10 protein-coding genes, 1 tRNA gene and 1 pseudogene are annotated in these 12,548 nt (G+C 63.8%); 2 read left to right on the top strand and 10 right to left on the bottom strand.

The window, feature by feature from the left end:
- Positions 1–11 precede the first annotated feature (11 nt).
- The 6 genes from ACFSXZ_RS11455 to ACFSXZ_RS11430 all read right to left on the bottom strand — a co-directional run bounded on the left by ACFSXZ_RS11455 (position 12) and on the right by ACFSXZ_RS11430 (position 5,955).
- Positions 12–725, bottom strand: a complete 714-nt coding sequence (locus ACFSXZ_RS11455; protein ID WP_449224273.1) for an ABC transporter ATP-binding protein — start codon at positions 723–725, stop codon at positions 12–14.
- On the bottom strand, positions 712–1,629 hold the full coding sequence (locus ACFSXZ_RS11450) for an ABC transporter ATP-binding protein (protein ID WP_378264180.1): 918 nt from the start codon (positions 1,627–1,629) through the stop codon (positions 712–714). The genes ACFSXZ_RS11455 and ACFSXZ_RS11450 overlap by 14 nt, the downstream gene beginning before the upstream one ends.
- On the bottom strand, positions 1,626–2,714 hold the full coding sequence (locus ACFSXZ_RS11445; RefSeq protein ID WP_378264178.1) for a branched-chain amino acid ABC transporter permease: 1,089 nt from the start codon (positions 2,712–2,714) through the stop codon (positions 1,626–1,628). The genes ACFSXZ_RS11450 and ACFSXZ_RS11445 overlap by 4 nt, the downstream gene beginning before the upstream one ends.
- The gene (locus ACFSXZ_RS11440; RefSeq protein WP_378264176.1) at positions 2,711–3,706 is read right to left on the bottom strand and encodes a branched-chain amino acid ABC transporter permease; all 996 of its coding nucleotides are present in this window, start codon (positions 3,704–3,706) and stop codon (positions 2,711–2,713) included. Before ACFSXZ_RS11440 ends, ACFSXZ_RS11445 begins: the two co-directional genes overlap by 4 nt.
- A gap of 141 nt (positions 3,707–3,847) precedes the next feature.
- Positions 3,848–5,023 (bottom strand): branched-chain amino acid ABC transporter substrate-binding protein, encoded by a 1,176-nt coding sequence (locus tag ACFSXZ_RS11435; RefSeq protein ID WP_378264780.1) that lies wholly within the window; start codon positions 5,021–5,023, stop codon positions 3,848–3,850.
- A gap of 323 nt (positions 5,024–5,346) precedes the next feature.
- On the bottom strand, positions 5,347–5,955 hold the full coding sequence (locus ACFSXZ_RS11430; protein ID WP_378264174.1) for an ANTAR domain-containing response regulator: 609 nt from the start codon (positions 5,953–5,955) through the stop codon (positions 5,347–5,349).
- Positions 5,956–6,149: 194 nt separating this feature from the next.
- On the opposite strand from ACFSXZ_RS11430, the gene ACFSXZ_RS11425 reads away from it, so the two are divergent.
- Positions 6,150–6,226 (top strand) — tRNA-Leu (locus tag ACFSXZ_RS11425).
- A 111-nt stretch (positions 6,227–6,337) separates the two neighbouring features.
- Here the strand turns inward: ACFSXZ_RS11425 and ACFSXZ_RS11420 are convergent.
- From ACFSXZ_RS11420 to ACFSXZ_RS11410, 3 genes and pseudogenes are all read right to left on the bottom strand, one after another.
- Positions 6,338–7,746: pseudogene (locus tag ACFSXZ_RS11420) on the bottom strand (tyrosine-type recombinase/integrase).
- Positions 7,746–7,946, bottom strand: coding sequence for a helix-turn-helix transcriptional regulator (locus ACFSXZ_RS11415; RefSeq protein ID WP_378264172.1), 201 nt, complete (start codon positions 7,944–7,946; stop codon positions 7,746–7,748). The pseudogene ACFSXZ_RS11420 and the gene ACFSXZ_RS11415 overlap by 1 nt, the downstream one beginning before the upstream one ends.
- A gap of 374 nt (positions 7,947–8,320) precedes the next feature.
- Complete coding sequence (locus ACFSXZ_RS11410; RefSeq protein ID WP_378264170.1) at positions 8,321–9,412, bottom strand: hypothetical protein; 1,092 nt, start codon at positions 9,410–9,412, stop codon at positions 8,321–8,323.
- Positions 9,413–10,630: 1,218 nt separating this feature from the next.
- Here ACFSXZ_RS11410 and ACFSXZ_RS11405 point away from each other — a divergent pair.
- Complete coding sequence (locus ACFSXZ_RS11405) at positions 10,631–12,169, top strand: hypothetical protein (protein WP_378264168.1); 1,539 nt, start codon at positions 10,631–10,633, stop codon at positions 12,167–12,169.
- Between the two features lie 216 nt (positions 12,170–12,385).
- On the opposite strand, the gene ACFSXZ_RS11400 is transcribed toward ACFSXZ_RS11405, so the two are convergent.
- Positions 12,386–12,508 (bottom strand): hypothetical protein, encoded by a 123-nt coding sequence (locus ACFSXZ_RS11400; protein ID WP_378264166.1) that lies wholly within the window; start codon positions 12,506–12,508, stop codon positions 12,386–12,388.
- Between the last annotated feature and the right edge of the window lie 40 nt (positions 12,509–12,548).

Below are 12,548 nucleotides of genomic sequence, written 5' to 3'. Positions count from 1 at the left end.
AAGGTGGTCTCTCAGGCGACGCCGAGGTAGGCCTCCTTGACCGAGGAGTCCGCGAGCAGTTCCCGTCCGGTGCCGGTCTTGACGATCCGGCCGGTTTCGAGCACGTAGGCGCGGTCCGCCCGGGACAGCGCCTGCTGGGCGTTCTGCTCGACGAGCAGGATCGTGGTGCCCTGCTCGTTGATCTCGGTGATGATGCGGAAGATCTGCTGGATGAACTGAGGCGCCAGGCCCATGGAGGGTTCGTCCAGCAGCAGCAGCTTGGGTTTGGCCATCAGTGCGCGGCCGATGGCCAGCATCTGCTGCTCACCGCCGGAGAGCGTGCCGCCCGCCTGGCTCCGCCGTTCGTGGAGCCGGGGGAACAATTCGAACACCCGGTCCAGGTCGGCCTGCAGGTTGTTGCGGTCCTTCCGGGCGTAGGCGCCCATGTCCAGGTTCTCCGCCACCGTCATGCCCGGGAACACGCCACGCCCCTCGGGGACCTGCGAGATCCCGCGAACCACGCGCAGATCGGCGCGGAGCCTGGTGATCTCTTCGCCGTCGAAGACGATCCGGCCGGTGGACACCGGGCGGATCCCGGAGATCGCGCGCATCGTGGTGGACTTGCCCGCGCCGTTCGCGCCGATCAGGGCGACGATCTCGCCCTTGGCGACCGTGAACGACAGCCCGGCCACCGCCTGAATCCGTCCATAGTGGACGGACACGTCGTCGAGCTCAAGCAGCGTCATCTTCGGGCACTCCCAGGTAGGCGGCGATCACCGCCGGGTTCTCGCGGATCTCGGCGGGCAGGCCCTCGGCGATCTTCTTGCCGAACTCCAGCACCACGATGCGGTCGGTCACGCCCATCACCAGGCGCATGTCGTGCTCGATGAGCAGGACGGTGTAGCCGTCGGAGCGGATCTTGCGGATCAGCTCCATCAGCTCCTCCTTCTCGGCCGGGTTGAACCCGGCGGCCGGCTCGTCCAGGCACAGCAGCTTCGGCTCGGTCGCCAGCGCGCGGGCGATCTCCAGCCTCCGCTGGTAGCCATAGGGCAGGTTCTTCGCCTTGTCGGCGGCGCGGTCGGCGATGCCGACGAACTCCAGCAGCGCCATCGCCCGTTCCACGGCCGTCCGTTCCTCGCGATGATGCCGCGGCAACCGGAGCAGGGCACCGACCACGCTGGTCCGGTTCCGGGCGTCGGCACCGACGACCACGTTCTCCAGCGCCGTCATCTCGCCGAACAGCCGGATGTTCTGGAAGGTGCGGGCGATCCCGAGCCGGGTGATCTTGTGCCGCGAGGCCTTGCCCAGCGGACGGTCCTCGAGCAGCACCTGTCCACCGCTCGGCCGGTAAACGCCGGTCATCGCGTTGAAACAGGTCGTCTTGCCGGCTCCGTTGGGCCCGATCAGGCCCAGGATCTCGCCGCGCCGGATGCCGAAGGAAACCGAGTCGAGCGCGGTCAGGCCCCCGAAGCGCAGGGTCACGTCGCGCAGTTCCAGCAGCGTCTCGCCGACCTCGACCTGGATTTCCCGGTCTGGCGCGACGGCTTCCGCCACCTCCGCCTCGTGCTGGGCCAGTTCCGCCTCGGTCATCTGCGCGACCTCGGCCACCAGACCGCCTTCCACGGGCACGTCGTCACGTCGATGGGTCATAGCTCGCTCCCTACCGGTTCCGGTCCGAGTGCGCTTTCGCCGCTGATCTGGTCGGGACGGCCGAGGAGACGGCGGTAGGCGCGCCTGCCGTAGGCGAGCAGGTGCTGACGCGAGCCGAGCAGACCCTGGGGCCGGAAGATCATCAGCACGATCAGGGCGATGCCGAAGATGAGGTAGTTGTACTGGGCGATCTGCACGAACCGCAGCGGCAGATAGGCCACCACGACCGCGCCAAGGAGCACGCCCACCTTGTTTCCGGCGCCACCCAGGACCACCGCGGCGAGGAACAGCATCGAGGTCACCACGTCGAACGACTGGTTGTTGACGAAGCCCAGCTTGCCCGCGTACAGCGCGCCGGACAGGCCACCGATCGCCGCGCCCATCACGAACGCCCAGATCTTGAACTTGTAGGTGGCCACGCCCATGATCTCGGCGACGTCCTCGTCCTCCCGGATGGCGACCCACGCCCGCCCCACCCGGGAGCGCTCCAGGTTTCCCACGAGAACGAGCACCGCGATGATGATCGTGACGGTCAGCCAGTACCACTGCGTCGCGTTGCCGAACAGCGGCTGGCCCGCGTTGTCGGTGCCGACCCGCTCGAATCCGCGCTGTCCGCGCAACGGATCGACGTTGTCGGCCAGCAGCCGGATGATCTCCCCGAACCCGAGCGTCACGATCGCCAGGTAGTCGCCGCGCAACCGCAGTGTCGGCGTGCCCAGGACGATGCCGAAGATCATCGTGACGACCATCGCCAACGGCAGCGTCCACAGGAACGGCAGCTTGTGCAGGGACGAACTCGGGCTGGTGAACAACGCCGTCACGTAGGCGCCGACGGCGAAGAACCCGACATACCCCAGATCCAGCAGGCCCGCCTGGCCGACCACGACGTTCAGGCCGATGGCGACCAGCGCGTAGCGGGCCACGTCGAACATCGCGGTCGGGAAGTCGGTGCCGGTGGTCGCGATGATCGGCGGATCGAGCACGGGCAGGAAATAGACCAGGACGACGACCGGGACCAGCACGCCCCACTGCGCCGGACGGGAGAGACTGTTCCAGCGCTCACGAAGACCCATCCGCGTGCTCATACGCGTGCCTTCCCCAGCGACTCGCCCAGAATGCCGGTGGGCCGGAACATCAGCACCACGACCAGCACCACGAACGCGACGATGTCCTTCCATTCACCGCCGAACAACGACTGCCCGTAGTTTTCCACCAGCCCCAGCACCAGTCCACCGACCAGCGCTCCGCGCAGATTGCCGATGCCGCCCAGCACGGCCGCGGTGAAGGCCTTGATACCCAACAGGAAACCACCGTTGTAGATGGCGCCCTGCGGGATTTTCATCATGTAGAACAACGCCGCCGCCCCCGCCAGCAGCCCGCCCACCAGGAACGTCACGATGATGACCCGTTCCTTGTTCACGCCCATCAGGGTCGCCGTGTCGGGATCCTGCGCCACCGCGCGAATGCCCCGGCCCAGCCGGGTCCGGTTCACGAAGTAGTCCGTCACGAACCACAACGAGATGGCCGCGACGAACAAAATCAGGTAGACGTTCGTCACCGTCGCGCCGAAAATTTCGAACACGGGTGTCGGCCGCAACAACCGGATCTGCGGCTGCTGGTTCAGGCCGAAAATCAGCTTCAAGGTCTGCTGGATGGCGAACGACGCGCCGATCGCGGTGATCAGGAAGACCAGCCGGGGCGCGTTCCGGTTCCGCAGCGGGCGATAGGCCACCCGCTCCAGCACCACCGCCACCGCGCCGGAGGCCACCATCGCCACCAGGCCGGCCACCACCAGAAAGCCGATCACCTCGAGCAGCGGCAACTCGACCGCGGTTCCCGCGCGGAAACCCAGCACGTAAAAGGTCAGCCACGTCGCGAAGGCGCCGACGATGAAAACTTCCGAATGGGCGAAGTTGATGAGTTTCAACACGCCGTAGACCAGCGTGTAGCCGAGCGCGACCAGAGCGTAGATCCCGCCCTGGGCAAGGCCGTCCACGGTGTTGTTCCAGAACTGCTCGGCCAGGCCGTGGACGTCGAACTGGATCCAGCTCTCGGCGTGGACGAGAGATGCGGTCATCGCGGGGTTCAAGGGTTCACTCAATCTGTCCGGGTGTCGTGGGTGATCACGCGCGCGATCGCGAACGGGATCCCCGTGTGCCTATGGAGAAGGCATGCACGCCGGCCCGGTGACCGACGTGCATGCCCGTTTCCGGTGAGACTAGGAAATCTGACCGTTGTTGACGATCTTCCCGTTCTGCACCTTGTAGCTCCACACCGGGGTGTCGAAGAGCTCACCCTGGGCGTTCCACTTGAAATGCTTGGTCAGGCCCTGGCCGTCGTAGTTCTTGACGAAGTCCAGCAGCGAGGCCCGGTCCTTCAAGCCCCTGTCGAGGCCCTTGAGCAGGATCGTGGTGACGTCGTAGCCCTCAGCCGAGTAGGTGCCGGGAGCCTGGCCTTCGTTCGCGGTGAAGGCACTGGTGAAGTCCTTGAAGTTGTCCTCCGGGACACAGGGGCAGGTGAAGAAGGCGCTCGCCGCCGCGGTGGCACCCGCACCCTTGACGAACTCCATGTCCTTCACGCCGTCCGGGCCGACGAACTTCGCGTTGACGCCCTTGTCGTTGAGCTGCTGCGCGAACGGTCCGGCTTCCTGGTAGTAGCCGGCGTAGAAGATCGCGTCCGGGTTCGCCGACTGCACCTTGTTGACGACGGCGGAGAAGTCGGTCTGCCCGGTCTTCACCTTGTCCGAGCAGGTGGCCTTGGCGCCGAGCGCCTGGGTGACCTGGGAGGCCAGGCCGGTGCCGTACTCGGAGTCGTCCTCGATGACGCAGACCTTGGAGGCCTTGAGGGTGTCGGTGAGGAACTTCGCCGCGGCCGGTCCCTGCACCGAGTCGTTGCCCATGCCACGGAAGAAGGTCTTCCAGCCGTGGGTGGTCAGGGAGACCGCGGTGGCCGACGGGGTGATCGTGACCAGGCCCGCGTTGTTGAACAGGTCACCGACCGCCTTGGACTCACCGGAGAACGGCAGCCCGACGACGCCGAGGATGTCCGGCGTGCCGATCACCTGGGTGACCACACCGGGCGCCTTGTCCGGCTTGCCCTCGGTGTCGAACTGCTTCAGGGTCACCTGGCAGTTCGGGTTGGCCTGGTTGTGCTGCTTGATGGCCAGGTCGGCGCCCTTGAGGATGTTGACACCCAGCGCCGCGTTGCCACCGTTGATCGTGCCGGCGTACGCGAGCGAGACATTCGAACACTGGCCCTTGCCGTCACCCTTCGGGTCCGCGGCGTTGGCCGCCTGCGAGGGTGCCGCGGCCGAGGCGGTGTTGCCACCGGCGGAGCCTCCCTGGTCGCGCGCGGCGCAGGCACCCAGTGCCAGCGATGCCGCCGCCGCCAGCACCAAGACCCCGGTGAGTCGTGCTCTTGACACTCATTTCCTCCCAATGTCTGCGGGGCGCACAGCCGCGGCCCGCTCCCGTGAGGGGCTGACTTGGCGGATGACGCTAAACCGGGTTCACCCGGATTGCACAGCGTCACCTCCGTCTTGTTTCCACATCGTGACGGAGGTTGGGAAGATTCACGCACTCGTTACACCCGGATGCGCAATGGCAACATCCTGCGGCGACGGTAAGTAACCATCAAGCCACCGAGCGAGCTAACGGTTGACTGCCCCGGCGCGCGGATCCCGCCTCGTCGGCATCCGCGCGCCCGGGACCGGACGGCTTATCGCTGACCGATGCTCTCGACCACGGCCTCCGCCACCGCCTTCATCGTGGTGCGGCGGTCCATCGCGGTGCGCTGGATCCAGCGGAAGGCGTCCGGCTCGGACAGCCCCTGCCTGGTCATCAGCAGGCCCTTGGCGCGGTCGATGACCTTGCGGGTCTCCAGCCGGTCGGTCAGCCCGGCGACCTCGGCCTCCAGCGCCTGCAACTCGGCGAACCGGCTGATCGCCAGTTCGATGGCCGGGACCAGGTCACGCTTGGCGAAAGGCTTGACGAGATAGGCCATCGTGCCCGCGTCCCGCGCCCGCTCGACGAGGTCGCGCTGGCTGAACGCGGTGAGAATGACGACCGGCGCCACCCGGTCACCGGTGATCTTCGAGGCCGCCTCGATGCCGTCCAGCTTCGGCATCTTGACGTCGAGAATCACAAGGTCCGGCTTCAGTTCGGTGGCCAGCTTGACGGCCTCCTCGCCGTCACCTGCCTCGCCCACCACCTGGTAACCCTCTTCGCGCAACATCTCGACAAGGTCGAGTCTGATCAGTGCTTCGTCTTCGGCGACGAGCACCCGACGCTGCGGCGCGGGGGCGACACCACCGGCCTCTTCGGTCACCGGGGTCCTCCTGCGTGCTCGACGGAACGGGGAAAGTGCGGCGTGGCCGCAAAACGAGCCTACCGGGAACGGGCCGTCACCCTGAGATGGCGTTCACCACGTGGTGCCGTTCGCCCGCGCGGTGTAAACAACGGTCACGGAGGGCTACCCCGCCGCACCCGCCCCCAGGACCGCCGCGTACAGTCTGCGTCGTCGCCCCCGTAGCCCAACTGGCAGAGGCAACGGATTCAAAACCCGTCCAGTGTGAGTTCGAATCTCACCGGGGGCACCATCTTTGACAACAGCCGATCGGTCCCTCACCAGGCGAAACACGGTGAGGGACCGATCTTGTGTTGTCCGGTGGTGTCCGGGCCATGTCCGGGCGCGTACGGTCGCGTGCCCCCTATTCGCCCCCTGGGCCGGGGTCGTCGCCGCGCCAGTCCAACGCCTGCTCGATCCGCTGGTGTGCGGCCGACTCCAGCCCGGCAACGACCTTCGCGTAGATCTGGTGCAGGACCGCGACCGAGTGGCCAGCCCATTCAGCGCACTGGGTCGAGGGCACCCCGGCGGCCAGCCAGGTGGACACGCAGGCGTGCCGAAGGTCATACGGTCGCCGCGCGAGTGGTGAAACGTACTCATCCTCTGTGAGTGCCGCTTCGCGCGCCTTGTCCCACACCCGTCCAACTGTGGATTCGGAGAGCTCGCCACCGGTGAGACTCCGGAACAGCCGTCCGTCCCCGGCCGTGCCGAACGCGGCAAGATGACTGTGCAGCAGCGCGGTCAACGGTGGCGGCGACGGCACGGGCCGCACCTCCCCCTTTCCCCGCTGCTTCAACTGCCGCCGGTCGCGCCGTTTACCACTGTCGGTCCAGGCGGCCCCGGTCACCGGCGCCGTCTCGGACAGCAGCAATTCGCCCCAACCTCTCTCGGGAAGCTGCAAGTCCTGCTTACGCAGCATCGCGGCCTCTTCGGGACGCAGCGCCGCGTAGTACATGACTGCGAAGAACGCCACCAGCATCGGCCCAGACGATCGCCGAGGTTGCCCCTCGATCTTTTGCGCTTTCACCGCGGCGAGCAGTTTTCTCGCCTGTTGCGGGTTGATCACCACCCGCTTGTCGATCGCGCGCACCGTCTTCGGTGCGGAACATTCCACCTCCGGCAACTTGTTCGCAGTCAGCAGCTTCAGTTCCACCACGTATTCCAGCGCATTGAACAGGGTGGCTCGCTTCCGATTCACCGTCTTCGCCGCGGCCTGGGTGCCGTCCAGCTTCAACGACATCCGTTCCAGAACGACACGCAGCATCGCGACATCATTGAGCCGCGACACGGGCAGTGTATTCGCTCGCAGCCATCGCAACGCCTGCTCGACTTCCCGGGGCATGGCATTGTTGCGCTGTTTGGTGTTGAACGCCCATCCCGTCAGGGCACGGCGGAGCACCTTCGCGTCCGGTGCTCCCCATTCCGTCTTGAGCATGGCCGGCGTGACCGACGCCAAGGCGTCGGCATTGCCAGCCCTGGACTTCCCTGCCGCACGGGGCCACTTCATGTCGACGTACTGACAGGCGAAGTCGAACCACGGCATCTCGGCTTCGTTGCGCAGCATCGAGACCGGCAATCCCTGCTCCCGGTCGAATGCCTCGCCCCGGCGGGACGCGGCAACCAGGTCCGAACGGAAGCTGTCTGCAAGAGCCTTGTTCTGGAAGGTTCGAGGAAACCGCGCAGTGCCGACGAACCAGACCACGGGTAGGTGGTCCTGGTCTTGCCGACACGGCGCTCGAGATTCCAGATCTTGACGTCGTAGCTGAGATCCATCAGGCCGCGACCTCCTCGGACACCTCGCACGCGCTGAGCCACGATTCGAGGTCGGTTCGACGGATGCGGATCTTTCCGTTCGGCAGTTTGAACCGTCGCGGTGCGGTGCCCTTCGCACACCAGTCGTAGAACGTGGAGCGCTTTACCTGGAACTCGTCGAGGAACTGTTCGAGGGTGAGGTACTGACGTCCGGCGGCCATTCTGGCGAGCCCTCCTTACCGCTGTCACCGACGTGGACCGGGCGTCGGGTCATGGGTGCCTCCTGCGGTTGGTGACGGGTTGTGATCGTGGTCGGCTTTCGGCAGGTACGGGGGTGGCCCAGGTTGGTGGGCCGTACGTGTAGCGAGCGGGGAAGGCGGTTTTTAACCCAGCAAACCCAGCAAACGGGGTATGAGCTGGGGTTTTGAGTGCTGGGTTTGGTGGTGAGCGGGGTTTAGCGACTCCCAGCAAACCCAGCAGTTTTGCTGGGTTTGCTGGGTTTACGGTCCTGTCTCCGCTCGAAACCCAGCAGCAAGAACAGCAGTGTTTACGCTGGCCAGAAGGTGTCTTGCTGGGTTTGCTGGCTTTGCTGGGTTTATTTGCGGGGGGTGGTGTTGTCGTCGGCTCGTTCGACCCAGTAGGTGTTGATCCTGGTGTGGGAGTCGAGTGCGCTGCGTAACACAAGATCGTCGCGCCACCGGTCGATCTGCCCGGTCAGTCGGCATCCGAGGGACTTCGGCGTGATGGGCTTTCCGACTGCCGTGGTGGGGAAGGTGCCGGCCCAGGGGTCGGGGGTGACGAAGGTGTCGGCGCTATCCCGTACCTGCTGGGCGGTGAGTGGCTGGGAGCCGTGGAGGTTGTGCCAGGCCAGCAAGAAGGCTCGCCATTCCGCGGCGGTGTCGTCGAGTGCGCGCCCGGTTTCGGCGTTGTCGAGGAAGCCGCGCACCTCGTGGTGTTCGAGGAAGCCACCGAGGTGCTGAGCCCAGCGGGTGAACTGCCGCATGGCGGGCACGCTGGTGGCAGTGGGCGCCCCTGCGGCGGTCCAGTCCAGGATGAGCACGAGCAGGTGCCACAACACCACGGCCTGGTTGCGCGGATCCAGGATCCAGGTGTCAAGATTAGGAATGCTGAAACCGGTGCGGGCCTCCGGCCGCGGGCAGTCGGGATCCAGGCGGACCCACACGGTGCGGGAAGCCATGTCCCCGCCGGTGCGCAGGTTGTTGCCGGTGGCCAGCCACAACCGGTCGTTGGGAAAGGACGCGGCGGTGTTGCTGCCCAGCCGCCGGTCGGTCCAGGTCCGCTCGGTCATCAGCCGCGCCAGCACGGCCGACTCGATCACGTGCCCTTCCACCACGTTGTCGAAGACCACGGCGCCGCCCTGCTCGGCCAGCACGCTGGTAATGGACTTGCGGAGCTCGTCCTCACTGTCGGTCCATGTCAGCACCCGTTGCCCCACCAGGAGCCCGACGCACCCGGTCAGGATCGTCTTGCCGGAGCTGGGCATGGACGCCTCGATCAGGCCGAAGGGCGACAGGCAGCGGGTGAAGGGCCGGATGATCGGCGTGGCCAGGAGCGCGAGGTAGTTGGCTTTGTCGGCGTGGGAGCGCCACGGGAAGTCCCGCAGGAAGCAGTGGAACAGGAACTCCCGCGCGGTGGCCACCTGCTCCGGCGTGGGCCGCTCGGGCACCGCCTTGAGCTGGCTCCAGGTTGTCGCGAAGCCTGCGGTCCAACTCGTCGAACGGCCGTTTCTCCGGCAGCGAGAACGACCGGGGCGCCTCAAGCTCGTGGAGCCTGCGGATCAGGTCCGCGACCTGGGTCAATGGCGCGTACTCTTCTCGCTCCGACGCCGACTCCCACAGGGTCGCCACGTAGCCGTCGAGGTCGATCGGCTGGTCAACGTCCAGGGCCCGCATCGCCGGATACTCCTCGGCCTCCAGCCAGCGCGCCACCGCGACCTGCTTGCGGGCGTTGTCGACGACCTCCCCGTCCCGACTGATGCGAACGATTACGGGCTTGACCAGGCGAAACACCGCGTTCGAGCCGATCCTGATCAACTCAGCGCTGGACGGATCGAGGCCGACGCTCTCGCAGACTGTCGTGAGTACTCGGAATGCGGTCTCCTCGGTCAATACTGCTACCTTCGCCAACTAGCTACCCCTTCAGCCGTCTTGATCAAGAGCCTGACAGCGTCCCTCGCAACTGCTTCACACCCCTTCGGCGCTAGCCTCTCACGAGGCTCGGCCTCGGCGCTGCGCTCACCGTCTCTGTGAACCACCGGGACGGCTCCCTATGCCGGACCCCTCCATCCCGATGTCTCCGGATATGCGGAACCGTTCGTGGCGCCAACTGGCCGGTTCCAGCACACGCCACCGTAAGCAAGCCCCCATCCACTGGGCTTCACGACGGACGACCCTGCGCTGCCGGCCACATTTGAACTCCGTCACACGTACAACAGCCGATCACGGAGACCGATTCCACGATACTTGTTAGCTATTTGCCAATAGATACCCGATGAGAGACCGCGACCGTTTACCTCGTACCATCGGGCGAGTCAAATGACGGGCCAGCCGTCACCGGCGCCCGTTTGGACGGCCTGAGAACCGGGGGAGACATGCGTGCTCGAGTGCTGCTCATACTAGGTCTCCTGACCTTGACTGGCCTCGGCTCTGCGCTAACGTCCATGGGACGCCTAGCCAGTTTCGTTGGCTGGCCAGCTGTCGCCGTTAGTGCCGCCGCCACACTGGCTTCGACCGTAGCCAAGCCCCTCGCCGAATGGCCTACATTGACAGCGCGACGAAAGTCCGAGAATCAGCAGAACATTGACTCACTTCGCCGAACAGGCGCATTAATCGACAAGTCCATAAATAAGCTTGACGTGTTTCGAGATTTGCGCATTCATGCCGCCATGCAAGTTAACGGAGCAACAAAACTTCCTCCATACATTTCACGAGATGCAGATGGCGAAATTCTCAGAAATCTAGAGAACGACGGCTTGATAATCATCGAAGGTGATTCAGCGTCGGGGAAAACGCGCACGGCTTACGAGGCGGTCTTTCAGTACACAAAAAAGAAAAAAGGAAAAAGAATTGTAATACCCAAAGATGGCCGCACTTTGAGGGATGCAATCGAGGCGGGTTACAATTTTAAAGATAGGATAATCTGGTTAGACGACCTTGAGCGATACCTCTCTCCAGACGGCCTTGACGATAGTCTTCTACGCGTCCTTGTAAGCCACGAGACTAGCGTAAGGATCGTTGCAACGATACGGTCTCGACAACGTGAATCCATCGGACAGCAATCGTCAATTCCAGGTGTTGGCGCTTTTGCGACAGAATTAAGCAGGTTTCTTCTCAGTTTCGCTACCGTCCACCTCCCTAGAGACCTTACACAAAGTGAGCTATTCAACGCCTATCAGCTAAAGGACGACCCGAGGATCGCCTTTGCATTAGACTCACGGAATGAAGCCAATGGAGTTGTCGAGATAATAGCCGCAGGTCCTGCTTCTGTTCAAAAATGGCTTACCGGGGCCGAGGGAGGCAATAGACTGGGCGCAGCATTGGTATCTGCTGCCGTAGATTTCCACCGTACCGGATACTTGGCGCCAATACCTTTTTCATGGCTGAGAGAAGCATGCCTCGGCTACATTAGCGCTCGCGACATGAGCCTAAATCCTGACATGAACTTCGATACAGCCTTAAGGTGGGCCACGGAACCCATACATGGAGCTAGCGCTTGCCTCATAAAGGCAGACGATGGAAATCTCCTACCGTTCGATTACTTGGTTGACTACGCTCAAAGTAGAACGTTCCTAACGTCGACAACAGCCGACGGTGACACAGTTGACACGACTAGCCGGTTCAGCTTCATCCCGGGAGAGGTGTGGCATACTCTCGCCGACAATATTTCGGTAGAAAGTCCATACTTCCTCGCTTGCGCCGTGATGGCCTCATTTCAAGGACATCCAATCATGGAGGACCAACTAGTACGCTATTTAGAGGAAGGTGAGATAGGGCGCGACTACATGGACAACGGAAGTCGATTGGTCACCTTAGCATATGCTTGCACGCTCGTGAAGGTGTGCATACCTTGTGCATTTCTTTCAAACGAATTAGATCTGCGCATCCTCCTCAAAGAACTGAAACATCGGGTTGACGGCTCAATGGGTGCACAACCGAGGCAGCCCGTCGACGCAACAACACTTCTCATCTTGGATCAAATCGGACGGGATAAAGAAGATTTGTCCGCAGATGCACCGCTAATGCAAGCCATCAGCTCAATGGGCGTCGACTTCCAGCTGACGGTCGGTGACGCAATGGTAGTAGAGCGACGTTTCGATACGGCCCGGAGCTGGTTCTCGATAGCAGCAAACCATGGAAGCACGGAAGCTAAGCACAAGCTGGAGGAGATCTCCCTCAAGATGAGTCATCATCCACACGAAGCATGACGATCGATGCGCGGAACATGGCCGAGTGTCGCGCACCATCACCGCTCGTTCATGCCTTTTGTACCCGATAGTCGAAGTGTGGCCTCGCCAAACTTCCCCAGCCACCCCCCGATCGTCGGCCTAGTGCGACATCACTGCAGGTCGTCGAATAGATCCAGCACCCATTCAAAACCCGTCCAGTGTGAGTTCGAATCTCACCGGGGGCACGTACAGCATTCATACCAGAACCGACCTGCGGTTTCGCCGTGTAGGCGGGGCGACTATGGCCCGCTCCCCCACGTCTCCGGCCGCGGTGGCGATGTCGTCGATTTTCTCGCCGGGCAGGGTGATGGTGATCACCGCGTGATTGTTTCGTGGTCGACGTGGACGCTGAGTTTGG

Origin of the sequence: Amycolatopsis pigmentata, from assembly GCF_042684065.1 — a bacterium.
In the GTDB taxonomy this organism is placed as follows: Bacteria; Actinomycetota; Actinomycetes; order Mycobacteriales; family Pseudonocardiaceae; genus Amycolatopsis_E; species Amycolatopsis_E pigmentata.
Note: the sequence above shows the minus strand (reverse complement) of the source record. Positions and strands in the feature narration are given on the sequence as shown.